Here is a 23629-nt window from a genome sequence, read left to right on the forward strand (position 1 = left end):
GAAATTTCCACCAGCAAAGGGACTTTTGCTGGTGGATATAAATCTTATAAGTTTCCGCGACGCTCTTGTTCTCTTTCAATTGATTCGAATAACGCTTTAAAGTTTCCTTCACCAAATCCACGAGAACCTTTACGTTGAATGATTTCAATAAATAAAGTCGGGCGATCTACAATTGGTTTCGTAAAGATTTGTAGTAAGTAACCTTCATCATCACGATCTACTAAGATCTTTAATTCTTTTAATTTATCAATTTCTTCATCGATTTTTCCAACTCGTGCAGTTAACTCATCATAATAAGTATCAGGTGTATCTAAAAACTCCACCCCATTTGCACGAAGCGCTTCAACCGTTTTAACAATATCACTTGTTAATAAAGCAAGATGCTGTACACCAGCTCCATTATAGAATTCTAGATACTCTTGAATTTGTGACTTTCTCTTTCCGTCTGCTGGTTCGTTAATAGGAAACTTAATACGGCTTCCATTTGTCATAACTTTCGACATTAAAGCCGAATACTCTGTACTAATATCATCATCATCAAAATGAATCATTTGTTTAAAGCCCATGACATTCTCGTAATAACTAACCCACTCTTCCATTTTTTCAACATTACCAACTACATGATCGACAGCAATTAAGCCAGACTCTTCAAATGGAATATTAAACTCTACCTTTTGGAATCCTGGCATAAATGCCCCTTTATAATTTTTACGCTCTACAAGCGTATGAATTGTATCACCATACGTACCAATAACTGCTTTTTTCAATGTACCGTCCTCATCTGTTAATTCCTCTGGTGGAGCAATTGCGACGGCACCACGTTTCACTGCTTCTGAGTATGCTTTATCAACATCATCAACAAGTAGTGCCACATCCTTCACGCCATCACCATGAGTCTTTACAAACTCTGCAATACGATTTTCACTACTTAAAGCTCCAGACACAACAAAACGCATATTTTTTTGCACAAGAACATAAGATACCTTTTCACGGTTTCCAGTTTCTAATCCAGAGTAAGCCACAATTTTGAATCCGAATGCTCTCGCAAGATAATAACTCGATTGCTTTGCATTCCCTACGTAAAATTCTAAATGATCTACATCACGTACTGGAAAAAAGTCCTCCATTTGTGCAGCTAGCGTATCCATAGATTTTTGTTTCATAATATCTTCATCCCCCTGTAAATAGATTAAATGGTCCATACTTAAAACCGACCGAAAACGCTTCCAACATAAATAAATAGAAATTAGTTAGCAAGCTAACAAATTCTGACCTTTAAAATTTTCTATCTTTTCTGTCAAATTCCTCTTTTTTTCTTACATATAAAATTCGACTTTTTTCTCTTTGAAATAAAGTGAAACTTTAATCAGCCCTCACCAATTAGGCTTTTACTCAGTGGATTTTTGATTACTCGTTGAATCAAGTTGCAACCGCAGCGTCTAATTAGCCATGGATGCTAAATAATGAGGTAACTTTAATACTTGAAGGTATATAAGAAGAAAATAAAAAAGACTCCAACATATTAACTACTTACTAATACGTTAGAGTCTTTATTTTTTTTGAATGGTTGTATTTACATATATCATACTAATACACTTGCAAGGAATAGAATAAATGATGTTAATATTACCGCTCCACCTAAGGATCCTAATAAATCTGTTTTTGTTACTTGAAACACTTGTTCACTGTTCATATCCCTCATTCTCCTTCCATTTTTGTTTGATTTAAAACTTCTATTATACTAATACACTTGATAGAAATACGATTAATGCTGTTAATACTACTGCTCCACTTGCTGATCCTACGAAGTCACCTTTTGTTACTTGTAATACTTGCTCTTTCATATCTTTCATTCTCCCTTCTTTTTCTTTTGTTACAAAGTTTCTATTATACTAATACGCTTGATAGAAATACGATTAATGCTGTTAATACTACCGCTCCACTTGCTGATCCTACGAAGTCACCTTTTGTTACTTGTAATACTTGCTCTTTCATATCTTTCATTCTCCCTTCTTTTTCTTTTATTACAAAGTTTCTATTATACTAATACGCTTGATAGAAATACGATTAATGCTGTTAATACCACCGCTCCACTTGCTGATCCTACGAAGTCACCTTTTGTTACTTGTAATACTTGCTCTTTCATATCTTTCATTCTCCCTTCTTTTTCTTTTGTTACAAAACTTCTATTATACTAATACGCTTGATAGAAATACGATTAATGCTGTTAATACTACCGCCCCACTTGCTGATCCTACGAAGTCACCTTTTGTTACTTGTAATACTTGCTCTTTCATATCATTTATCCTCCCTTTTCATAAGTTATCTATATGTAATTTCTAAGAAATGTTTATTTCATAGTTTTTATGTTAACGTTACATTAAATTCGATAACGTAACGTTTGTAACATTAATGTAACATAACTATTGTTACGTTGCAATATAATAACGTGAAATTTATTACACTTTTTTTACGTTTTTTTATAACACTCCCCAAAAACCCTTATTTAATGCACTTTTCACTAAGCTCACACTTGTAACATTCTTGTAATATTAAAGTCATAAAGTGAAATGTAGTCATCCTTCTCTCTATTTTTGTTACAAACAGTTTATTTAGTGACACTAAACCTATCTAATCTTTACTTACTTTTAATATGAGATAAAATACCGTCTTTCCAAGATAAGTTTATATGTTTCCTCTATATAACTATGTATAATAAAAACAAAGAGGTGGTCATTTTGAAATTAATCGCATTAGATATGGATGGTACACTACTATCATCTAATCTTGAAATCTCCAAAGAAAACCTACAAGCAATCCAAACTGCACAAGAAGCTGGTCATATTGTAATGATTTGTTCTGGTCGTGCGAAAGAGGATGCTTTAAAGCTATTGGAAGAATATAAATTATCTCTTCCAGTCGGAGCAAGCAATGGGGCTATTGTTTATGTGGATGGAAAAGTAATTAACTCTCGTTGTATACAAAACGACAAAGTGTACAAACTTGCAAAATTACTAGAATCTGAAGGTTTCCCATATAAGCTATATACGAATAAAGGAGTTTATTCTCCATATACATGGCAAGATCAAGTGATGCAAGCGTTCGAAGAAAATAAGCATGCGCTCGATGTTACATTAGAGGAGCTTGAACGAATTACAGAAAAGCAAAAGAAATCAAACCTAATTACTGATTTCAAAAAAATAGAAGATGTTGTAAATAACCAAGAACTAGAAATATCTAAATTCTTCATTTCAACATTTAATGCAGCGCATCGCGCACAGCTATTAAGCGTGTTACAAGAAGACGCTGATATTATGGTTACAGCATCAGCTCCTACTAACTTAGAAATTATGGATAAGAATGGACATAAAGGAAACGGGCTACAGCAGATGGCAGCTCATTTTAATATCCCTATTGAAGATACAGTTGCTATTGGTGATAATTTTAATGATGTACCAATGCTAGAAGTAGCAGGCTTATCTGTTGCAATGGGCAACGCTGAAGAAGATGTAAAAAAACTATGTGATGTTGTAACACTAACAAACAATGAACATGGTGTTGCTCACGCAATCGAGCAATTTGTATTGAAACAAACTTCATCTAGTAAATAAAAAAAGGACTCTTTCAATTTGAAAGAGTCCTTTTTTTATACATGATGACAAGAAACAAAATGATTATCACCAACATTACGAAATTCTGGTATTGTTTTTTTACAAACATCTGTTGCAAACGGGCAACGTGTATGAAAACGACAACCCGAAGGTGGACTTGCTGGACTTGGAATATCCCCTTCTAGTATAATTCGCTCTCGCTTCACTGTTGGATCTGGTATTGGAACAGCTGATAACAATGCTTTTGTATACGGATGTAGCGGATTGGTAAATAACTCATCACGCGGCGCCGTCTCCACAATTGTACCTAAATACATAATTCCGATTTTCGTACATAAATGTTCTACTACACTCAAATCATGTGAAATGAATAAATAAGATAATCCCTTTTTCTCCTGTAACTCACTAAATAAATTAATAATTTGTGCTTGGATAGATACATCTAGTGCCGCCACAGGTTCATCAGCTACAATGAATTCTGGATTTAATACCATAGCCCTTGCTATTACGATACGCTGACGTTGTCCACCAGAAAACTCATGGGGATACCGGTCAATATGATAAGGAGCTAAGCCACATAACTCCAATACTTCAATTACCTTTTCACGAACATTTTCTTTCGTCGCTAATCCGTGGGCCAACATCGGCTCTCCAAGCGCTTCACCAATTCTCATTCTCGGATTTAATGAGCTAAATGGATCTTGGAAAACGAGCTGCATATTAGGGCGATGTTTTCTCAATTCATCCTTGGATAAAGAATGAACATCTTTCCCTTTAAACTTCACTTCCCCCTCCGTTTTTTGAACGAGACGTAAAATTGTTTTTCCTATCGTTGTTTTTCCGCTCCCTGATTCGCCAACGAGACCAAACACTTCACCTTTATTAATAGTAAAACTTACTCCATCAACTGCTTTTACATGCCCGATCGTTCTACTAAATATGCCACCTTTAATTGGAAAATATGTCTTTAGGTTTTTCACCTCTAATAATGGTTCACTCATTGTTCCGCACGCTCCTCATATAACCAGCAAGCTACTTTATGATTTTCATCATTTACATTTAGATTTGGGGCTTCTTTTTCACATATTTCCATACAATGCTCACAACGCCCACTAAAGTAGCAAAACTCACCTAAACCAACTAAATTCGGAACTTGCCCTGGAATAGAATATAGTTTATCTATTCGTTTTCCCATTACTGGTTTTGATTTCAACAATCCTTTCGTATAAGGGTGTTTTGGATTTTGGAATATCTCTAGTACTGGAGCTTCTTCAATAACTTTCCCGCCATACATAACGACAACGTAATCAGCCATTTCTGCTACGACACCTAAATCATGTGTAATTAATAAGATTGACGTTTTAAATTCTTCTTTCACTTGTCTTAGTAAATCCAATATTTGAGCTTGAATCGTAACATCAAGAGCTGTTGTTGGTTCATCTGCAATTAATAACTTAGGATTACAACTAAGCGCAACAGCAATCATAATACGTTGTAACATCCCGCCGCTCAGTTCATGCGGATAAGAATGAACAATTTCATTAGCACGGGCTATGCCAACTTTACGAATTAACTCAATTGCTTTCTTATACGCTTCATTTTTACTAAGTAATTCATGCTCCCTTAGCGTTTCTACAATTTGCTCACCTACAGTGAAGACCGGATTTAGCGATGTCATCGGTTCTTGGAAAATCATCGCAATATCATTGCCTCGTAAACTACGAAGTTCTTTCTCTTTCATTCCTAAAAGACTTTTTCCTTCATATAAAATGTCTCCACCTACTACACTGCCAGATTCAGCAATAAGCCCCATAATAGATAAAGCCGTTACACTCTTCCCGCAACCTGATTCTCCTACTACACAAACCGTTTCACCTTCTCGAACAGCAAAGCTAACATGGTTTACAGCCTTCACTGTCCCTTCCTCCGTTTGAAAGTGTGTTTGTAAGTCTTTTAGCTCTACTACCGCTCTACTCATACCTTCTCACCTACCGTCTCATCTTTGGATCTAACGCATCACGAAGTGCATCACCAAGTAAATTAATTGATACAACTGTTATAAAGATTGCAAAACCAGGCGGAATCCATAACCACGGACGCTTTTGGAAATCAATTAATGAGTTAGCTGCGCTAATCATGTTCCCCCATGATGGCGTAGGTGGGACGACGCCGAGACCTAAGTAACTTAGTGCAGATTCACTTAAAATAGATCCAGCCACACCTAGAGTTGCTACAACAATAAGTAACGGAAAGACGTTAGGAATTAGATGATGAATGATTTTCCGAGAATCTTTTAATCCTAATACATCTGCCGCTTGCATAAAGGCTTGCTCCCGCAATGTTAAAATTTGTCCCCTCACAAGACGGGCAAGTCCTGGCCATCCTACTAAACTTAAAATAATCATTACAACATATAAACGGTACTCCGATGGTAATTTCCATTCTGATAAAATTGCTCCCATTATAATAAGTAGTGGTAATCCTGGAATGGACATTAACACATCTGCAACACGCATAATTAAATGATCTACAACTCCTCGATAAAAACCAGCAATTGCTCCTAATAGAGCTCCTAGTATAACGGATAGTAGCATCGACGCTAAACCGATTGTTAATGAAATACGCCCTGCTTGCATAAGTCTAGTTAAAATATCCCGTCCCAACTGGTCTGTCCCAAGCCAATGTGACAGGCTGGGTGGTTTATTAATTTGTGTTACTTGTACTTTCCCATCAGCATACGGTGAAAAGATTGGACCAATAAAACTAAATAAAAACATAAATATTAAAACGTATAAGCCACACAGTGCCATCTTATTTTTCTTGATTTTTTTATACGCTTGGCGCCATGGTGATGATTCATTTCTCTTTTTCCGTTCTTTCTTTTTCTCTATTATAGGTGTAATAGTCTCCATATCTTTCCCCCTTACTTCAATCGAATTCTTGGATCAACAAACGCATAGACAATATCAGCTAAGAAATTAGCCATAATTGTTAAACAAGAAAGAAACATTGTAAAGGCCATTAATACCGTATAATCACGAAAGTTTAATGCTTCTAATTGAATACTCCCAATCCCTGGCCAATTAAAAATCTGTTCAATAATAATGGCTCCTGAAAATAAACCCGGTAATTCAAAAGCGAGTAATGTAATTGCTGGCAAAATTGCATTTTTCAATGCATGTTTATAAATAACGGTTCTTTCTTTTAAACCTTTTGCACGAGCAGTACGAATATAATCTTGCCTAATAACATCCAACATGCCCGTTCTAAAATAGCGTGTTAACGATCCTACACCAAGAAGCGTTAAAATAAATACAGGTAGAATCATATGACGTAATACTTCTAATATGTATGCTATCCCTGTTGAGTTACTCCCAATATCAATCATGCCACCAATAGGTAATAACTTTAAATCAACTGCTAATAATTTAATTAAAAATAGTCCGATAAAGAATGATGGAAATGACATTGCTGCAAAGACACCAATTGTTACCAATCTATCAAACCAAGAATGCTGCTTTGTTGCAGAAATAACCCCAATAATAAGAGCAATAATCCAAGTGAAAAATAAAGCTGCAGCAGCAACAATAAATGTATTCCAAATGAATTTATTAAGTAATGAAGTTACCGGTTCTTGGTACTGTAAAGAAAATCCAAAATCACCATGCAAAGCATTCACTAGCCAATGAAAATACCTTTCAATAATCGGTTTATTTAAACCGTACAACTCTCTTAATTCTTGAGCTCTCTCTGGTGTTAATTTTGGATTTGAATCGATATAATCACCCGGTAAGAGTGCAAATAAGAAAAAGATAATAATAGACGTACCAAACAATGTAGGAATCATTTGTAGAAACCTACGAATGATATATGTTTTCACCTTTTGTCTCCCCAATCCTATTTACTTAAAAATAGAAGAACATTTTTTCAAAACAGCTACCATTCCATTGCTGTGTGAAAAAACGTCTTCTATTATTTAGGTCAACCCTTATTGTTCAATAGATAACACTGGTAAGTTGGAACTGATGCTATCGTACTTTTCTGGATCAATTCCTTTTATACGTGCATTATGAGCATAAAGTAGTTTACGATAGTTTAATAAAATAACTGGTGGATCATCACTTAACTCTTTATACAGCTCTTTATAAATCGCTTTACGTTTTTCAATATCTGTCGTTCCTATACCTTTTACAATCAAATCATCTACTTTCGGATTATTATAACCCGTATCACTTTTTGGATTAGTTGATAAGTACTCACTTACAACTTCACTTGGATCACTAATTCCTGGTGTTGAAACTGCCGCTAAATCGTAGTCACCTTTTCCTACTTTTGAAAGCATCGTATTAAAGTCCATCAACTCTGGATTTAATTCAACACCAATTTCTTTGTAACTTTCTTTTGCAATTGGAATAAAGATATCATTTGTTTTACCTGTATTTGATGCGTAGTATGTTAATTTTAATTTTTGACCATCTTTTTCACGAACCCCGTCAGAACCTACTTTCCAACCAGCCTCATCCAATAATTTTTTAGCCTTTTCTACGTCGTGCGGATATTTATTAATACCTTCTTCTGTATATGCCCATGAAACTGGAGCAATTGGTACGTTAGCGACAGAGCCATAGCCTTGTAAAGCTGTATCCACATACTTCTTACGGTCTAATCCATAAGTAAGTGCTTGGCGTACCTTTTTATCTTTCAAATACGACTTCTTATTATTTACATAGATATAAGCAATATCACTTGATGATTCAAGATTAATATTTGCAAACTCCAATCCTTTTAATTGGTCTATATTTTCAGGGTTCGCTCTAAATCCACTATAGTCCAGTTCACCTGTTTGGAATAATTGGAATCCAGTATCACCTGATGTGATTTTGTAAATAAAGTTTTTAATTTTTGGTTTACCTGCATAATAATTTTCGTTAGCAACAAAGCGGACTTCTTGACCTGGAACATATTTTTCAAATTTATATGGACCCGCTGCAATTGGTTGCCCATATAATGCTTTTAAATAGTCTAAACTTGTATTTTGTTTATAATCTTTTCCATAATAAGCTTTTGATAGCACTGGGCCACCTAAATTCGTTAGCGCCTGTGAATTAACTTTTTCAGTTGTAATTTTAATTGTCTGTGGATCAACAACTTGGATTCCTTCAATAGAAGTTGCTTTTCCTTCTTTATATTCTTTCCCACCTTTAACAGCATACTGAGCAATATCCAATCCACCTTCATACGCTTTATCATGAAGTAGTGTTAATGTAAATGCTACATCATCCGCTGTTAGAGGCGACCCATCACTAAATTTTAAATTTTTACGTAAATGGAATGTATATGTTAACTGGTCAGCAGAAATATCCCATTTTTCTGCAAGATCCGGAACAGGTTTACTTTGTTTGTCTGTTGTTACTAATGAAGCAAAAATAACCGACGTTACATTTCCATCCCAACCATTATCTTGGAAATACGGAAGGAAAACTCCCCCTGGCTTAGAAATGGCTGTAATGAAAGTATCTTTTCGTTGATTTGCTTTCTCTGGACTTTTCTTTTTATCTGTAGCTGGAATTGATTCAATCTTAGAATCTTTTAAATCCTGCTTTTTTACTGGTTCTGTAGAAGCCGTATCCTCCTGTCCCCCACAAGCAGACAACAGAAGCGAACTACTCATTAATACTGAAAATACACCAGCCCATTTTATTGTCTTTTTCTTCATTGTCCCCACCCTAACTGTTTAATAGTTATACCCTTTGAACTTATTAGCTTATGTATGCCTCCCACAGCACATTTATAGCCAATCGGAAAAGTCGGTTTTAATCAGAAAAAATAGATGTTTTTGAGGGATAACAATCTTATTCCGACCTTTCCGGTAGACTTTATGGTTATTAGCTTATATCGTTCAGTATATTTTGTCAATTCTTTCTAAATAAATATTTTGAGAATTTTTCCAAAATTATCACTCTATCCTTATACTTTAAGAAAACTCAGCTATAATTCGTATTAAAAACTTAAAAATCTACTTCTATTTCTTCAGCATGAAACATAGAATACTAATAACCAATTACCAAAAAGGGGGGCGAAAATATGGACAACCTATTCCAATACGTCCTGCACTACGTATTATTAACAATTATGATAGTCGGGGCGCTATTACTATTCCCGTTCTTCCCAAAGTTCGTCCTCTTTTTAGCTTTTTTTATCATGCTCGGGATCGCTATTATAATTTCAACAAGAGAAGATGCCACGCAGAAAGAGAGCAGAGTTCAGCGCGTGAAGCTGTAACTTTGCTCTCTTTTCGTTTTCAATCACTAGTCTCTGTTACACATATTTATCCCGCTATTTGCCGGGCAGTAACCCCCCACTGATTAAAGTTTCACTTTATCTCTCGGGAAATAATTAGCCTTTGTTTTTGTGATTACTCCTATTGAAAAGCCACTAATGACATTTATTTTTCACCTTATCATTTCATACGCTTCACAAGCTATGCAAATTGAGGAACACAGATTTATCTAAGTTACTGTTTCACGTGAAACACATCGCTTCATTTAATCTTTAAAGCAAAATATCATTATGAAAAAGCCACTTCCTTCAGCAAAACTGAAAGGAAGTGGCTTTCTACTCTTTACTCCACAATATTCTCTAACTCACTATATAACTTCGCTCGTAACAACTCTTTCATCGTTTTTTCCTCATATAATTTTTCAAGTCTTTCAACATTAGCTACATGTTCCATTTCACATTCTATTGCATATATATCTTCTTCTACATGCATTAACTCATTTTCAATCTCTTCAAGATTCCTAGCTTTTTTCTCTTTTACTGGAACCATTTCAACACTCTTTCTCCCTTGGCGTTTTTGCTTTATTACTTGCTTCTCAAGCTTTTCTTCCCATTTTTGACGAGCCCATGCATAGTTTCCTGCAAACTCAAATAATTTACATTCATCAATCCAGTACGTCTTTTCAAATAACTTATTTAAAAAATAACGATCATGTGAAACAGCTAGGATTGTTCCATTATATTGCTCAAGGGCTTCCTCTAAAACTTCCCTTGATTCAATATCAAGATGGTTTGTCGGCTCATCTAAAATTAGAAAATTGATGTCTTGATACATAAGTTGCGCAAGTCTTAACCTCATTTTTTCTCCACCGCTCAGTTGCGTTACTTTCTTAAATACTGCTGGACCATAAAATAAAAACTTAGCCAATATATGCCTTGCTTCTCCTTCGGTTACAGCTACATACTCTCTAAACGCTTCTAATACATTACTCTTCACATTTCCATACGTATGCTGTGATAAATAACCAATTTTGACACTACTACCAATTCGAATTTCACCAACGTCTGGATTTATTTCTTCTAATAGTAGTTTTAATAATGTAGTCTTTCCTGTACCATTACGACCAACGATAGCCGCACGCTCTTGAAAACGAACATGTAAATTCGCTTGTTCAAATAAAGGTCGTCCAGCAAAACCTTTACTCACTTCTTTCATTACAACAACATCTTTCCCGCTTCTCTCTTGCCCTTCAAACTGAAGACCCATCTGTTTTCGTTCTAAAATTGGCTTCTTTAATTTCTCTATACGTTCTAACGCACGTTCCATATTTCTCGCTCTTTTATGCAATCCTTCATTCGGAGGGTTCGCTTGATTTGCCCATTCACGTAGACGCTTAATTGCTTCTTTCATTTTCTTTATTTTCTTTTGTTGCTCCTGATAAGCTTGAAACTCTTGAAGTAATCTTTCTTCCTTCTCCTCAACGAACTGAGAATAATTCGTATGGTACACGTGAATCTCTCCATCTTCCAAATCAAAAATTTTCGTTACAACTTCATCAAGGAAATAGCGATCATGTGAAATAACCATAACTGTTCCAGTGTATTCTTTTAAAAATTGCTCTAACCATTCAACTGCAAATAAATCTAAATGATTTGTTGGTTCATCTAATAGAAGTAAATCTGGTTTCTGCAATAGCATATATGCAAGGCTTACTTTCGTCTGTTCTCCTCCACTTAATTCCGTAAATACTCTTGAAAATAAGTCTGTCACTTGTAAGCCATTTGCTACCTTCATTATATTTGCCTCGATTTCATAACCACCGAGAAATGCAAATTTTTCTTGAATGACTCCGTACCTCTCCATTAGCTTTTCCAAAGCAGATTGTTCCTGTTCCACCGCCATATTTTTTTCTAAAGCATGCATTTCTTTTTCTAATTCCTTTTCTACTTTAAAAGCAGAACTCAATACATCATATACAGTCATAACCTCATCAAACTTCGGAATTTGTGCGACATGACCAATACGTGTACCTTTCTTCATATGAATGGCTCCTGCATCCAAACTCTCCATTCCAGTTAGAAGCCCAAAGATTGTTGTCTTCCCACTACCGTTACGACCAACTAATCCAACACGTTCACCATTCTTTATTTCAAGCGATATATTTTCAAATATGGTGTTTCCACCAAAAGATTTCGTTACATTATTTACACTACAAATAGTCATTTTCCGTACTCCTTTCAATATAAAAAACCATGAGAAAGAAACATTCCCCATGGTTTTTCGGCATAGAAAAAGGAAGCCAAATAGCTCCCTTTTCACACGTTTATTAAAAATGGGTGAAGAGATTTCTATCGTTCAATAGTCACTATGCAATTGTTAAAAAAGGGCATACGTATCCCGTTAACAACTACATCATGAAAAATCGCACGACAAAAATAGATAAAATCTAAAAATTTGGCACGTGCAGCTAAAGAACGTTTCATCTCATTCACCCCTTTCGTACGGAATTTAATACTTACTTCTTTATTATACTTTCCAATTTCATGTTTGAATAGTCATTTTTCTGAAAATAATGAAGATAGACTAAACATTTCAATAAGTGACATCAAATCTTACAAAACTGTTATGTTCACGTAATGGAAAGCGATAGTACGAAAAGATGCCTCCCTATACAATAAAGATGTAAACAAGAGAGACAAACAAAAGGAGGAAACAAACATGATGAAAGAAATCGTAAAAGCAATCTTTGAGGTATTAGTGAACGGACAAGCAGTTGTAAAAGAACTAAATGAACTATAAAAAGGAGTGAAGAAATATGATGAACATGGTGAAAATGATTTTACACGCTTTAGTCGATGCAAAAGCAGTTAGCCAAGAATTAAACCAACAATAAAAAGGGGTATATGAATATGAAGAAAGCCATTATTATCATTGCAAGCACAGCAATTACTTTATACACAATAACAAATAGAAAAAAGAAAAATAATGAAAATGTTCTATATTATCCATACACACTATTAGAGAAAAAATAAAAGACAAGGTACCCTATCGTAATGAGGATATCTTGTCTTTTATTTTTTCCATATTTCCTTTAGAGGATTTCCTTCTCCTTTTCCCGAATGTATTAAGCGGGATTTTTACACATATTTTAAAGGGGCATATATACAAATGGATACACAACAACTATATTTTTTAAACGATATCGGTAAACAAAAACCAGAAAGTATTCGGAATAGAAGCGCTGCATGTCCATTTTGCGATAAAGAACATTTAACGGATATTTTAGCAACTGATGGTTCTATTATTTGGTTGAAAAATAAATTTCCTACATTACAAGATACATTTCAAACAGTGTTAATCGAAACCGATAATTGCGAAGATCATATCGCAACATATACAGAAGAACATATGCGGAAATTAATGCAATTTTCTATTCAACATTGGTTACACTTACAGAAGAAAGAAGAGTTCGCGTCTGTGATTTTATACAAAAATCACGGTCCATTTTCAGGTGGAAGTTTGCATCATGCACACATGCAAATTATCGGAATGAAACATGTAGATTATCTTGAAAATATTGAAGAAGAAAATTTCCAAGGGGTAATTGTTCAAAAAAACGAACGCATTGAGCTTAACATTTCAGAGCGTCCCATTATTGGCTTCACTGAATTCAATATAATCATTGATAATATTTCATATATAGATGATATGGCAAATTACATTCAGCAAACTGTACGTTACATACTGACAGATTTCCATAAAGGATGCAGTAGTTATAACTTATTCTTCTATTACTTAAATGGAAAAATTATTTGTAAAGTTGTTCCTAGGTTTGTCGTTTCACCGCTGTATGTAGGATATAAAATACCTCAAGTTTCTACAAAACTAGAAGACGTAAAAATACAACTAGCGGAGTATTTCACAAAATGACACGATTATCAAAAAAAATAGAGTAGGTTAAAACCTACTCTTTTATTACACCTTTATTTCGATAGTACACATCTTCTAATCCGATGTTATACTTCATGTTATTATCCGTCCACTCTGGCCCTAAATTCCCTGGCCATCCAGATGTATTCGCTATATATTTCAGTAATACAAAATCAGTCAAACCTTTTTGCACCCCGCGCTTATATCCTTTCAGTAAATGCGGCATTGCAATTTGTGCATTTGTACGTGGATCTTTTAGCTCATCATCAGTTAAATGTTCTGGTGCAAGCCCGCCGCCGCGGTGTAGTTGAAACAATCCGAATGAAGTTCCATTATCTCCAACACTCCTTGGATTTAATCGACTTTCATGCTCAGCAATTGCAAGAGGTATCCATTCCGGAAGATTTACTTTCTTCGCTTCCTCTATAATGATTTGTTTCACCTGTTTTGCTTCTTCTGAATCAACATAACTTGTTCCATTCACTAGCTTATCCATTCCTTCAGACTTTCCTTGGAAATATAAATATACTCCAAGAACAACTAAAAATCCTACAAAGAATTTCTTCACTACCTCTACCTCTTTCTCCGCTGAAATTTTTCCCCTTTCAGCCTTCCCTTTACAATTACCTACATTCTATTACTCTTTTATCATAGCAAATAACTATACATATTATCATCATGCTTTAGACCGATTTTGTGAAAAAACAGCTGGTAAATACGTGCAAAAATGTAACTTTCATAGACTATAACGCATTTATTGTATATAATTGTAAATTGAATTCTAAATATAAACTAGGAGAATAATAATATGAAAAAATGGCTGTTACTCTTATTTAGTTTACTACTATTAATTCCTGTCCCTATTTCCGCACAAAAAACTGAACAACCAAAAACCCTTATTTTATATAGTTCAAACGATGATCAAATTACAAGCGATATCCAAATACTTAATACACAAGTAGGGCATTTCACTAATAATATAACAATTAAAAACATAAAACAGTTAGCTGAAATAACTGATAAATCTTCGTATACACATGTTATTTACATGGGTGAAAAACAACAAGAACTTTCTACTGAAGCAAAGGAATTTCTAGAAGGCTTCCCAGGACCATTACTAGTTTTAGGTCAAAATATAGAACAGTTATCTACTCGTTTTTCATTTATCACACTTAAAAATGAAGATATAAACTCTGATACAATTGAATATCCAACACGTAAACTAAAGAATATATTAGAAGAAGAAAGATCAATTAAACAACTTGATACAAACGGAACAATTCTCGCACATGCTTTAAGAGGAAATAATACTTATCCATTAATTGTACAGCAAAATAATTCTTATTATGTAGCTACTTCTAACCTCTTTGATTGGATATCTTATTATATTGGCGAAAGCCTATTTTCTTATTTTCAGCAAAAACCCGAAACCAATAAAAAATTAGCTTATTTACGTCTTGAGGATGTTCACCCAGCAGCAGATATAAATCAATTGAAAGAAATTGCTGAATTACTAAAAGAGAAGAAGATCCCTTACATGATCACTGTTATTCCTGTATATACAGATCCAGATACAGGTAAAACACTACATTTAAAAGATAAACCCGAACTAGTCGATCTTTTACGATCTATGCAAGATGATGGTGCAGCAATTATTATGCATGGTTATACTCACCAATTTTATGACAGCGAAACAGGTGAGGGCTTTGAATTTTGGGATGTAAAAACAGATCAACCAATTCGCCAACCGAAGCATGAAAAACCGAAGACAAAAGATGACTTTCCAAATATAGAGGCATATAACCAATATGTAAAAAAAGGGGAAGAGTTTGAGGAAAAATATACGACAGATCATATCGAAAAGGGGATTCAAGAACTTGTAGATGCTAAACTATATCCTGTCGCCTTTGAAGCACCTCATTACACAATGTCTCAAAAAGGGTATGAAATATTATCAAGATACTTTTCAACTTATGTAGGACAACTACAGTTAAGTGATACAACTTGGAAATCCATGCACTCTCCAGCATATAGAAGTACACCATCATTTCTACATGGAATGAAATTAATGCCTGAAACAGTCGGTTTTATTGAAGAAGATAAGCCACAAGCTATTGCTAAAATGAAAGCAAATGCTTTATCTGTTGCTAAATTATCCGATGGGATTATTGGAGCATTCTATCATCCTTACTTAGGTGTGAAACCATTAAAAGAAGTGTTAAAGGATCTAGAGAGTATTCCAAATATAGAATGGATTGATTTACAAAAGGAAAAGAATGAAGTAAAAATGAAAGATATTCATATTACTACGAATAAAGACGGCATTCACGTTAAAAAACCAACAAGTGCAAATGACATAATTGATTATATAAAGCAATATGGCTTCTTCCTTATACTAGGATTCGTTATCATTGTCTTTCTTTTATTATTAAAACGTGCGAAAAAATTAGAATCCTAATACAAAACCACCGAGCGGAACGCTTGGTGGTTTTTTGTCATATATCAAACCGTGGCATTTTACTAAATAAATTCAACTTTTACTTTTTCCGTTGCATGATTAAAACTATAATTCCCCTATCCTTTCAAATAAAATTGACTTGTATTTTCATATATTGTTTTTGCGACCTTATCAATGGATATGTTTTTTATAGAACTAATTTCCTTTAATACCTCTCGAATCATTCTTGGGTGCGTTATAACATCCTCTTGAAATTCCCACGGACCATCTGTTTCTACCATCATATATTCAAGCGGATAATACGAAACGATTTTTCTAATCTTCTCCTTATGTAAAACATCCGGTGTAATCGAAATATAATAACCATTTCTCATCATCCGTTTCATTGTTTCATCGCTTCCTTTAAACCAATGGAAGTGTGCACGTGAAACTTTATATTTCTCTAGCAAATCACATACAATGTCAGCATCTTCATAAACTGCGTGTAATACAATCGGCAAATTATACTTACTAGCTAGTTCTATAAATTTTTTCAATACAGCTATGTATGGATCTGCAGCAATTCTTTCATCTTCTTTTCTCAAATAATAGGGCAAACCTACTTCACCAATCGCAACAATTTCCTCTGCGTTCTGTTCAATAAGTTGATAAATCTGTTCACACTCTTCTTTATGAATCTGTTGCTCTGGATGAAACCCTATCGCTGGATATATAAAGGGATACTTCTTCGCTAAAGATAACGTTTCCTTACAAGATTGATAATTCATAGATACCGCAATAAGCCCCTTTATTTCTTTACTATTTTCCACCTCTTTTAGTAATCTGCTCTTCTCTTCATCCTTATATTGATCAACATGTATATGACTATCAATCCATTTCATCTTTATGCCCCCATAAAAAAAACAAGAAAGGACTTCCTTTCTTGTTTTAGCATCTATATTATTTAACAATTAAGTTTGTTATGATATCAAATAATCCAATACACACTACGGCAACAGTAAAGTAGCTACAGAAATCTTTAATTGGTAACTTCACTACTTCTTCTTTACGCATCCCATTTTTCTCCCTTCTTACTAGATCCCTAATTATTTTTCTATCTGTATCTATTATGCAAAAAATATGACAAATTTACTATCGAATTAACTTACGTAAACCTTACAATGTTGTAAGGTTTAAAAAAGATCCCCATCTTTATTCAGATGAGGATTATTAAAAATTAGTTGGTTTTTCATTCTTCATTACAAACAGAAAGTAATACATTGATACTTTCTAGTTACACTATATGAAAATTACTATCTTTTAACTATCGAATTACATTACAGAAGGCTTACATGTTTGTAAGTTATGTGTAATGTAATTCGATAGTTCTCCTTACTTATATTTCGTACAATAAAGTTAGAAAGTAAGCCAAATAAGAAGAACAATCACATAACCAAATTACATTGCTAGTAGCTACTCTTCTTATACCTTTCACCCATGCTACTACAATGTACCCCCTTCCCCTTTATATAACAAAAAAGCCTTAGTCTATATCGACTAAGGCTTTTTTGTTAACCTTAAAAATACCCTTACCCAGTATTTTTATTTTCGACAAAAAATAGCTGGGGGTATATTTCGCTATCTCACCGTTAAAAGTTTACTCTTCGCATTTATAGGAATATTTGCAACCTCAATCTCTTCAATGGACTCACCGTAACGCCCTTTTGCAAAAACCTTTAATGCTTCATCTCTCTTTAACATATGCTTAACCGTTTTCTTTATTTTCTGCTCTCTACCACGTTCATCGAATGCAATAAATTCATATTCATACCACTCATCACCGATATGCTGACCAATTGTATTCACAACCGTATAGTATTCTTTCGTCTTATAAAATGGATTATATTTATCGATAACCGGTCCAAGTTTCGTAGGCAGTAACATTACTACTATCACTATCATCGCTATTATAGTAGTGATCATTTTTTTCTTCATAATAAACATTCCTCCTCTGCAGGATATATATACATCCATTTTAAAAAGGGGGAATAAAATCTACTATTGAATCTCATTACATTACACTTACATTTTTGTAAGAATTAAAAAAGGTGAACGAATTTACTCGTTCACCTTTTAGCTTGCTTTAAAGCCACCGCCAAGTACATCACGTACATCATGTATAACAACGAAAGCATCTTCATCTACCCGGCTAATAACTTGTTTTAACTTAACAAGCTCTTGTTTATTAATAACAACATATAAAACTTCTTTATTTTTACCAGTATATCCGCCGCGCCCTTCTAATACAGTAACACCGCGTGTCATATTTTTCGTAATAGCTTCACGAATTAAATCTGGTTGATTCGAAATAATCGTAACAGCCGTTTTTGTGTCCATTCCTTCTACAATGAAATCAATCACCTTCGCTCCAATGAACACAGCCACAAGTGTATACATCGCCTTTTCTTGCCCTATTATAAATACAGAACCAGCAATTACAACAATATCAATAATTAGTACGCCTTTCCCTACACTCCAACCTAAATATTGATTTGCTAACTGAGCTAAGATTGCTGATCCTCCCGATGTACCTCCGGCTTTGAACATACAGCCTAATCCAATGCCCACAAATAAACCAGCAAATAAAGCTGCTAATAATGTATCACTATTTACATGATACTCAATATGTTCTGTAACGTATAAAAACAAAGATGTTTCTACAATCCCTAAAATTGTATAAATCATTGTTTTCTTATCAAAAAATTTATAACCAACAGCTAGTAAAATTGCATTTATAGCAAAGTTCACAATTCCTGGTGACCAATCAAATAAGTAGTACGTAACAACCGTTAAACCAATAATTCCACCTTCCGATAAACGGTTTGGAATTGCAAAGTAATTAATACCAATTGCGAATAATAATGAACCAATTGTAATTAGTGTTATTTCCTTTATACGTTGATTAACCATAGTTCATACCCTCCCCCCATTTGACATTGTATCACTATCTCCTAGAGGTTTAGAAGTGGTTTTTATTCCGCATTTTCCCTCTTAAAAATTGAAATATTATGTTTAAACAGAGGGTTGATTAATTATTCATATTTGCTCTAACTGCACGGACAAATCGCTCCACATTCCCTTTCTGAATATACTTAGCGCGAATGGTTTCATGACTACAAGTAAATTCAAAATACGGATGAAAATCTATGCTATCTATATGCAAATATGAATACTCTTTAAATGTTGAAGAATAGTACGGAAATTTCCCGTAAAAAAGGAGACGTCTAGTAGTGGCAACAAAAACCCCATGTTGATACGATAATATAAAATTATCCTTCTCAAATATCCCTACCACAAAAGCCAGAATCTTTTCATCATCATCTACATACTTTTTCATACTCGATAAAAGTTCATTCATGCATATTCCTCCAAATTCTATTCACTGCATTAACACTTGAAAAGAATCCATGGATTATTACAGACCGGTTTAACTCCTTTATAAAGTATGAAACGCGTTTCCTGTCAAAGATATTTCAAAAAAATAATCCGTTATGCGATTATACACATAACGGATTACGATTAAACTGTAGAGCGTTCCACAAGTTCGTATGGAATTTCCAGCTTTTCTTGTTCAGAACTCTCGTCATTCACTTTTCTATGCAACATTTCAAAAGCAGTTTTCCCTATCTCCTTTAAATTTTGATCAATAGTTGTCAATTGTAACACTTGCGAGATAGGTTGATTATCAAAGCCAATAATCGCTAAATCCTCAGGAACTTGAATCCCTAATTTTTCAACCTCTGTCATAACCCCAATCGCAACTTCATCACCTGCTACTATTAATGCTTCAGGAAGATCCTGCATCTCTTTTAACTTATGAGCCACTTTTACACCATCTTCTAGTGTAAAACATTCTGTAAAAATCCATTCTTCATTAACCTCTTCGTCTATAGATTGCAATTGCTGTTTATAAACATCAAAACGTTTTTGGCTACTTGGCCCTAATTTCCTTCCCGTGCAATAACCAATTTTTTTATAACCTTTCTCAATCAAATAATCCATTCCTAATTGAAAGGCCGCTGAATGATTCGTATATACACTTGAGATGTTTGAAATATCATTGTCTTCACAAGCAATTATTGCGCCGTAAGAAGCATACGGTTCTATCGTTTCCCAATCATTTGCACGTGAACAAATAATAAGACCATCCAATTGTTTTGTTTTTAACATATGTAAACTTTTCATTTCTTCTTTTTTATTATAATTCGTTTGGCAAAGTAGCACCCTGTAATTATGCGCTAACGCAGTCTCCATCATTCCGCTCACCATCGCATCAAAACACGGATGATTAATATACGGTAAAATCACACCAACAATATTCGTTTTTCCTTTTGATAAATGAACAGCATTTGCGTTTTGCGAGTAATTCAATTTCTCAACTATCTCTATAACCGCTTTCCTTTTTTCTTCACTTACATATGGGTGATCATTCAACACTCTCGAAACAGTCGTAACTGAAACTCCCGCCATCTTTGCAATATCTTTAATATTAGCCATACACTCACCTCTACCTTTAACTTAATGAATCTCATGAACATATGTCAAATCTTCTTATCATTACACCTTCATTCGTTTCTCTTACAAAAGTGTAATTTTTCTGTAAGCTAATTCGATAGTTACTTTCCGCAACATTTCATACAATGGAGTCAGAAACAGGGTAACAACTATTCGAAAAGGAGCGGATTAATATGCTGAACAAAATGAAAACGAACAATTTCTTAAATACAATGGGCATGGTATTTTCCGCTCTTATCGACGCAAAAGCTGTTGCTTCTACATTAAACAAGTAAGGAGAATATATTATGAATAACATCACTTTTAACAAATTAGATTTTTTAGGACTAGCTAGTGGCTCGCTTCTTCTTACTGCTTTTATTTACGCCGCTACGCTTGTATAACTTTGTGTCCCCTTTCCCCTTTATTATAAATAGTAATAGAAAAGACGACCGTCTATGCCCGGTCGTCTTTTCTTATTTTTGATTTGATTGCAAAGCTTCTTTTAACTCCTCAAACTTCTCATTTAATTGATCTGTCATCATTTTCATAGCGGTTTTTCGATCTATTTGTTCTCCAGCCTCAATTTGAATTGGATCTCCAAAAATCAATTGTGCCTTTTTCCCCTTTATTAATTCTTTTACACTTGATGGACCAACATAAGCTGCTGGTACTAACGGAACATTAGAACGCATCGCAATTGTCACAGCACCCGCTTTTAATGAAACATCTTCCGCTGATCTTGTTCCACTCGGAAAAATCCCTACTACCTTTCCTTCTTTTAATAAACGTGATGGAATTTTAAGTGTACTTGGTCCTGGATTCGCACGATCTACAGGGAATGCATTTACATTTTTAAAGAACCAATTTTTGAATTTCCCTTCAAATAATTCTTTTTTGGCCATGTAATGAATTTGAGTTGGATACATCCCTGTAGCTAACATTAATACATCCATAAAACTTGTATGTGTACATGCAACAACATACGGTCCACCTTCTGGTAACTTTTCTCTTCCTTGTACTTCTACTTTCCCAGCTGTTTTAAATATATATTTCAACAAAAATGTAATTGGTTTATACATTTATTTCGTTCCTTTCTAAACATCCGAAGTATAATCATATTCTTATAATAATTATAACACTAAGTTTTAGGAGTTGGTAATAAAATTAAGGATGAATTGTTAAATTTCAATTCTTACAAAAGTGTAATTTTCTTGTAAGCTAATTCGATAGTTACTTCTTACTATATTTCATACAATTAAGTCAGAAACAGGGCAACAATTATTCGAAAAGGAGTGGATCAATATGATGAACAAAATGAAAACGAACAATTTCTTAAATACAATGGGCATGGTATTATCGGCTCTTTTCGATGCAAAAGCTGTTGCTTCTGCATTAAACAAGTAAGGAGAATGTATTATGAATAACATTACTTTTAACAAATTAGATTTTTTAGGATTAGCTAGCGGCTCTCTTCTTCTTACTGCTTTCATTTACGCTGCTACGCTTGTATAACTTTGTGTCCCCTTTCCCCTTTATATAGAAAAAGACGACCGTCTATGCCCGGTCGTCTTTTTAATTTTTTCTTTCTTTCAATTCTTTTAAAAGCTGTATCAGCTCAGCTTGTTGTTTTATCTTTTTACGACCATTTCGATTAATTGCTGCAAGCTCACAGGCAACTCCGACGGCGAAGAAAAACAATAAACTTTCTAACATATGAAATCCTCCATTTGCCTATTAAACAGCTTGACGTAATTGTTCTTCTTGTAAAACTCTCTTATTTATATTTTCTTCTTTTCTCTGGCAAACGTTATTGCGAATAAGCGCTGCAATAACAAGTACAGTCCCTATAATATCAAACATTGTGATCTGATACCCTTGCATCATCATAATAACTAAAGTCGTAATTGGTACAAAATTAATAAATAAAATCCCATTAATGGATGATAAAATTTTCACACCATAGTTCCAAGCAAGTAGCGCTACAATACCTGGCAATGTCATCATAAATAACAAATCATACTTCACAATAGAAATCGTTCCCATACTAGGAACTGAAACATATCCAAGCGACGTAATAATTACCGTTATAATTCCTGTAACAGTCGTACCGAATACACACGTCAACGTAGAATAACGTAATGTTGACCAATCACTACACGTTTGACCACCCATCGTATAAATAACCCAGCCTACAACACCAATAAATATAAATGCTAATGAGAACATATTATCTTTCAATGTTACAAAGAAACTCATATCACCTTTTGTAATAACAAACACAGCTCCTACAAAAGCAATAACCATACTCGTTATCATATACTTCTTCGGTTTTATATGCTTATATCCCCATAAAATACAAATAGAAATCATCGGCATAAGTGATTCCATAATGGAAGCTACCATTACACCCGACTTACCCATTAACATTTGCCCTAAAAATATGAGGACATTATATACTGTAAATGCCATCGTTCCAAAAAAGACGAGTAACTTTCCTCTTCCCTCTAAACGAAATGCCTGTTTTCCTTCTTTCATTAACAACAATACAATCAGCATTATCGCCACTGCTCCATAACGAATAAGCGAAAAATAAAATGGATCTATGTATTCTAGCGCATGATCAGCAACTGGAAACATCGCTCCCCATGACATACTCGCAATTAAACACGCTAAAGCCCCTATTATCATTTGACCTCTTCTCACCGCAATCCCCCGTTTCTTTCTATTTGCACAAAGAGAATTGTAAAAGAAAAAATATATCACGTAAAATGATTCAAAATGATGTTAACTATCATTTATAATGATAGTTAACAT

General features: G+C 34.1%; 29 protein-coding genes. 7 read left to right on the forward strand and 22 right to left on the reverse strand.

The window, feature by feature from the left end; translation table 11 throughout:
- Positions 1–44: 44 nt before the first annotated feature.
- From hppD to OXT04_RS26095, 6 genes are all read right to left on the reverse strand, one after another.
- Positions 45–1163, reverse strand: a complete 1119-nt coding sequence (gene hppD / locus OXT04_RS26070; protein ID WP_000810920.1) for a 4-hydroxyphenylpyruvate dioxygenase — start codon at positions 1161–1163, stop codon at positions 45–47.
- Positions 1164–1582: 419 nt separating this feature from the next.
- Complete coding sequence (locus OXT04_RS26075) at positions 1583–1693, reverse strand: DUF3948 family protein (protein ID WP_001083691.1); 111 nt, start codon at positions 1691–1693, stop codon at positions 1583–1585.
- Positions 1694–1736: 43 nt separating this feature from the next.
- Positions 1737–1853: a DUF3948 family protein gene (locus OXT04_RS26080; RefSeq protein ID WP_000654250.1), complete on the reverse strand. Its 117-nt coding sequence runs from the start codon at positions 1851–1853 to the stop codon at positions 1737–1739.
- A gap of 34 nt (positions 1854–1887) precedes the next feature.
- The gene (locus OXT04_RS26085; RefSeq protein WP_000664237.1) at positions 1888–1995 is read right to left on the reverse strand and encodes a DUF3948 family protein; all 108 of its coding nucleotides are present in this window, start codon (positions 1993–1995) and stop codon (positions 1888–1890) included.
- Positions 1996–2038: 43 nt separating this feature from the next.
- Entirely contained in the window at positions 2039–2155 is a 117-nt protein-coding gene (locus OXT04_RS26090) for a DUF3948 family protein (protein ID WP_000654250.1), read from the reverse strand.
- Between the two features lie 34 nt (positions 2156–2189).
- Positions 2190–2297 carry a DUF3948 family protein gene (locus OXT04_RS26095; RefSeq protein WP_000664237.1) on the reverse strand — a complete coding sequence of 36 codons (108 nt, stop codon included), beginning with the start codon at positions 2295–2297 and terminating at the stop codon, positions 2190–2192.
- 441 nt (positions 2298–2738) lie between these two features.
- Here OXT04_RS26095 and OXT04_RS26100 point away from each other — a divergent pair, with 441 nt between their 5' ends.
- Positions 2739–3611, forward strand: coding sequence for a Cof-type HAD-IIB family hydrolase (locus tag OXT04_RS26100; protein WP_000766424.1), 873 nt, complete (start codon positions 2739–2741; stop codon positions 3609–3611).
- A gap of 35 nt (positions 3612–3646) precedes the next feature.
- Here OXT04_RS26100 and OXT04_RS26105 read toward each other — a convergent pair whose 3' ends face one another.
- From OXT04_RS26105 to OXT04_RS26125, 5 genes are all read right to left on the reverse strand, one after another.
- On the reverse strand, positions 3647–4612 hold the full coding sequence (locus OXT04_RS26105) for an ABC transporter ATP-binding protein (protein WP_063546235.1): 966 nt from the start codon (positions 4610–4612) through the stop codon (positions 3647–3649).
- Positions 4609–5589 (reverse strand): ABC transporter ATP-binding protein, encoded by a 981-nt coding sequence (locus tag OXT04_RS26110; protein WP_065229648.1) that lies wholly within the window; start codon positions 5587–5589, stop codon positions 4609–4611. The genes OXT04_RS26105 and OXT04_RS26110 overlap by 4 nt, the downstream gene beginning before the upstream one ends.
- 10 nt (positions 5590–5599) lie before the next feature.
- A complete protein-coding gene (opp4C, locus tag OXT04_RS26115; protein ID WP_000447957.1) occupies positions 5600–6523 on the reverse strand; it encodes an oligopeptide ABC transporter permease in 924 nt (307 codons plus the stop codon).
- 11 nt (positions 6524–6534) lie between these two features.
- Entirely contained in the window at positions 6535–7491 is a 957-nt protein-coding gene (locus OXT04_RS26120) for an ABC transporter permease (protein ID WP_000860687.1), read from the reverse strand.
- 108 nt (positions 7492–7599) lie between these two features.
- The gene (locus OXT04_RS26125; RefSeq protein ID WP_267418618.1) at positions 7600–9327 is read right to left on the reverse strand and encodes an ABC transporter substrate-binding protein; all 1728 of its coding nucleotides are present in this window, start codon (positions 9325–9327) and stop codon (positions 7600–7602) included.
- A 368-nt stretch (positions 9328–9695) separates the two neighbouring features.
- Here OXT04_RS26125 and OXT04_RS26130 point away from each other — a divergent pair, with 368 nt between their 5' ends.
- Positions 9696–9893, forward strand: a complete 198-nt coding sequence (locus OXT04_RS26130) for a hypothetical protein (protein ID WP_000369254.1) — start codon at positions 9696–9698, stop codon at positions 9891–9893.
- A gap of 340 nt (positions 9894–10233) precedes the next feature.
- Here OXT04_RS26130 and abc-f read toward each other — a convergent pair whose 3' ends face one another.
- Both abc-f and OXT04_RS29845 read right to left on the reverse strand, forming a co-directional pair.
- The gene (gene abc-f / locus OXT04_RS26135; protein ID WP_267418619.1) at positions 10234–12165 is read right to left on the reverse strand and encodes a ribosomal protection-like ABC-F family protein; all 1932 of its coding nucleotides are present in this window, start codon (positions 12163–12165) and stop codon (positions 10234–10236) included.
- A 74-nt stretch (positions 12166–12239) separates the two neighbouring features.
- The gene (locus OXT04_RS29845) at positions 12240–12374 is read right to left on the reverse strand and encodes an RAxF-45 family protein (protein ID WP_000830643.1); all 135 of its coding nucleotides are present in this window, start codon (positions 12372–12374) and stop codon (positions 12240–12242) included.
- A gap of 420 nt (positions 12375–12794) precedes the next feature.
- Between OXT04_RS29845 and OXT04_RS26145 the strand changes: the two genes are divergently transcribed.
- Complete coding sequence (locus OXT04_RS26145; protein WP_267418620.1) at positions 12795–12923, forward strand: spore coat protein B; 129 nt, start codon at positions 12795–12797, stop codon at positions 12921–12923.
- A gap of 136 nt (positions 12924–13059) precedes the next feature.
- Positions 13060–13821, forward strand: a complete 762-nt coding sequence (locus OXT04_RS26150) for a DUF4931 domain-containing protein (protein ID WP_053565419.1) — start codon at positions 13060–13062, stop codon at positions 13819–13821.
- 34 nt (positions 13822–13855) lie between these two features.
- On the opposite strand, the gene OXT04_RS26155 is transcribed toward OXT04_RS26150, so the two are convergent.
- Complete coding sequence (locus tag OXT04_RS26155) at positions 13856–14389, reverse strand: transglycosylase SLT domain-containing protein (RefSeq protein ID WP_267418621.1); 534 nt, start codon at positions 14387–14389, stop codon at positions 13856–13858.
- A 240-nt stretch (positions 14390–14629) separates the two neighbouring features.
- Between OXT04_RS26155 and OXT04_RS26160 the strand changes: the two genes are divergently transcribed.
- Complete coding sequence (locus tag OXT04_RS26160; protein ID WP_267418622.1) at positions 14630–16279, forward strand: polysaccharide deacetylase family protein; 1650 nt, start codon at positions 14630–14632, stop codon at positions 16277–16279.
- A gap of 116 nt (positions 16280–16395) precedes the next feature.
- On the opposite strand, the gene OXT04_RS26165 is transcribed toward OXT04_RS26160, so the two are convergent.
- The 5 genes from OXT04_RS26165 to OXT04_RS26185 form a co-directional block, all read right to left on the reverse strand.
- Entirely contained in the window at positions 16396–17160 is a 765-nt protein-coding gene (locus tag OXT04_RS26165) for a TatD family hydrolase (protein WP_053565421.1), read from the reverse strand.
- 736 nt (positions 17161–17896) lie between these two features.
- Positions 17897–18253 (reverse strand): YxeA family protein, encoded by a 357-nt coding sequence (locus OXT04_RS26170; protein WP_000728423.1) that lies wholly within the window; start codon positions 18251–18253, stop codon positions 17897–17899.
- Positions 18254–18391: 138 nt separating this feature from the next.
- A complete protein-coding gene (locus OXT04_RS26175; protein WP_000248045.1) occupies positions 18392–19228 on the reverse strand; it encodes a YitT family protein in 837 nt (278 codons plus the stop codon).
- Between the two features lie 118 nt (positions 19229–19346).
- Positions 19347–19676, reverse strand: coding sequence for a PH domain-containing protein (locus tag OXT04_RS26180; RefSeq protein ID WP_001004245.1), 330 nt, complete (start codon positions 19674–19676; stop codon positions 19347–19349).
- A 161-nt stretch (positions 19677–19837) separates the two neighbouring features.
- The gene (locus tag OXT04_RS26185) at positions 19838–20815 is read right to left on the reverse strand and encodes a LacI family DNA-binding transcriptional regulator (RefSeq protein ID WP_001273903.1); all 978 of its coding nucleotides are present in this window, start codon (positions 20813–20815) and stop codon (positions 19838–19840) included.
- A 305-nt stretch (positions 20816–21120) separates the two neighbouring features.
- Here OXT04_RS26185 and OXT04_RS26190 point away from each other — a divergent pair, with 305 nt between their 5' ends.
- Complete coding sequence (locus OXT04_RS26190) at positions 21121–21216, forward strand: DUF3948 family protein (protein WP_001060007.1); 96 nt, start codon at positions 21121–21123, stop codon at positions 21214–21216.
- Between the two features lie 72 nt (positions 21217–21288).
- Here OXT04_RS26190 and OXT04_RS26195 read toward each other — a convergent pair whose 3' ends face one another.
- The gene (locus tag OXT04_RS26195; RefSeq protein ID WP_000277778.1) at positions 21289–21894 is read right to left on the reverse strand and encodes a lysophospholipid acyltransferase family protein; all 606 of its coding nucleotides are present in this window, start codon (positions 21892–21894) and stop codon (positions 21289–21291) included.
- A gap of 337 nt (positions 21895–22231) precedes the next feature.
- Between OXT04_RS26195 and OXT04_RS26200 the strand changes: the two genes are divergently transcribed.
- Complete coding sequence (locus OXT04_RS26200) at positions 22232–22327, forward strand: DUF3948 family protein (protein ID WP_001060007.1); 96 nt, start codon at positions 22232–22234, stop codon at positions 22325–22327.
- 60 nt (positions 22328–22387) lie between these two features.
- On the opposite strand, the gene OXT04_RS26205 is transcribed toward OXT04_RS26200, so the two are convergent.
- Both OXT04_RS26205 and OXT04_RS26210 read right to left on the reverse strand, forming a co-directional pair.
- A complete protein-coding gene (locus tag OXT04_RS26205; RefSeq protein WP_000894065.1) occupies positions 22388–22528 on the reverse strand; it encodes a YrzO family protein in 141 nt (46 codons plus the stop codon).
- A gap of 21 nt (positions 22529–22549) precedes the next feature.
- The gene (locus OXT04_RS26210; protein ID WP_002004285.1) at positions 22550–23518 is read right to left on the reverse strand and encodes a DMT family transporter; all 969 of its coding nucleotides are present in this window, start codon (positions 23516–23518) and stop codon (positions 22550–22552) included.
- Between the last annotated feature and the right edge of the window lie 111 nt (positions 23519–23629).

Origin of the sequence: Bacillus sp. GC_Bacil_1 (assembly GCF_026540675.1) — a bacterium.
Lineage (GTDB): Bacteria > Bacillota > Bacilli > Bacillales > Bacillaceae_G > Bacillus_A > Bacillus_A cereus.

Excerpts from the sequence above, each read along its gene's own strand:
- OXT04_RS26170 (WP_000728423.1), bottom strand. The coding sequence starts at position 18,253 with ATGAAGAAAAAAATGATCACTACTATAATAGCGATGATAGTGATAGTA.
- OXT04_RS26165 (WP_053565421.1), bottom strand. The coding sequence starts at position 17,160 with ATGAAATGGATTGATAGTCATATACATGTTGATCAATATAAGGATGAA.
- OXT04_RS26130 (WP_000369254.1), top strand. The coding sequence starts at position 9,696 with ATGGACAACCTATTCCAATACGTCCTGCACTACGTATTATTAACAATT.
- OXT04_RS26180 (WP_001004245.1), bottom strand. The coding sequence starts at position 19,676 with ATGAATGAACTTTTATCGAGTATGAAAAAGTATGTAGATGATGATGAA.
- OXT04_RS26185 (WP_001273903.1), bottom strand. The coding sequence starts at position 20,815 with ATGGCTAATATTAAAGATATTGCAAAGATGGCGGGAGTTTCAGTTACG.
- OXT04_RS26205 (WP_000894065.1), bottom strand. The coding sequence starts at position 22,528 with ATGTTAGAAAGTTTATTGTTTTTCTTCGCCGTCGGAGTTGCCTGTGAG.
- OXT04_RS26160 (WP_267418622.1), top strand. The coding sequence starts at position 14,630 with ATGAAAAAATGGCTGTTACTCTTATTTAGTTTACTACTATTAATTCCT.
- OXT04_RS26150 (WP_053565419.1), top strand. The coding sequence starts at position 13,060 with ATGGATACACAACAACTATATTTTTTAAACGATATCGGTAAACAAAAA.
- OXT04_RS26105 (WP_063546235.1), bottom strand. The coding sequence starts at position 4,612 with ATGAGTGAACCATTATTAGAGGTGAAAAACCTAAAGACATATTTTCCA.
- abc-f (WP_267418619.1), bottom strand. The coding sequence starts at position 12,165 with ATGGGGAATGTTTCTTTCTCATGGTTTTTTATATTGAAAGGAGTACGG.
- OXT04_RS26190 (WP_001060007.1), top strand. The coding sequence starts at position 21,121 with ATGAATAACATCACTTTTAACAAATTAGATTTTTTAGGACTAGCTAGT.
- OXT04_RS26175 (WP_000248045.1), bottom strand. The coding sequence starts at position 19,228 with ATGGTTAATCAACGTATAAAGGAAATAACACTAATTACAATTGGTTCA.
- OXT04_RS26095 (WP_000664237.1), bottom strand. The coding sequence starts at position 2,297 with ATGAAAGAGCAAGTATTACAAGTAACAAAAGGTGACTTCGTAGGATCA.
- OXT04_RS26195 (WP_000277778.1), bottom strand. The coding sequence starts at position 21,894 with ATGTATAAACCAATTACATTTTTGTTGAAATATATATTTAAAACAGCT.
- hppD (WP_000810920.1), bottom strand. The coding sequence starts at position 1,163 with ATGAAACAAAAATCTATGGATACGCTAGCTGCACAAATGGAGGACTTT.
- OXT04_RS26090 (WP_000654250.1), bottom strand. The coding sequence starts at position 2,155 with ATGAAAGATATGAAAGAGCAAGTATTACAAGTAACAAAAGGTGACTTC.
- OXT04_RS26080 (WP_000654250.1), bottom strand. The coding sequence starts at position 1,853 with ATGAAAGATATGAAAGAGCAAGTATTACAAGTAACAAAAGGTGACTTC.
- OXT04_RS26125 (WP_267418618.1), bottom strand. The coding sequence starts at position 9,327 with ATGAAGAAAAAGACAATAAAATGGGCTGGTGTATTTTCAGTATTAATG.
- OXT04_RS26085 (WP_000664237.1), bottom strand. The coding sequence starts at position 1,995 with ATGAAAGAGCAAGTATTACAAGTAACAAAAGGTGACTTCGTAGGATCA.
- OXT04_RS29845 (WP_000830643.1), bottom strand. The coding sequence starts at position 12,374 with ATGAAACGTTCTTTAGCTGCACGTGCCAAATTTTTAGATTTTATCTAT.
- OXT04_RS26145 (WP_267418620.1), top strand. The coding sequence starts at position 12,795 with ATGAATATGAAGAAAGCCATTATTATCATTGCAAGCACAGCAATTACT.
- OXT04_RS26110 (WP_065229648.1), bottom strand. The coding sequence starts at position 5,589 with ATGAGTAGAGCGGTAGTAGAGCTAAAAGACTTACAAACACACTTTCAA.
- OXT04_RS26200 (WP_001060007.1), top strand. The coding sequence starts at position 22,232 with ATGAATAACATTACTTTTAACAAATTAGATTTTTTAGGATTAGCTAGC.
- opp4C (WP_000447957.1), bottom strand. The coding sequence starts at position 6,523 with ATGGAGACTATTACACCTATAATAGAGAAAAAGAAAGAACGGAAAAAG.
- OXT04_RS26075 (WP_001083691.1), bottom strand. The coding sequence starts at position 1,693 with ATGAACAGTGAACAAGTGTTTCAAGTAACAAAAACAGATTTATTAGGA.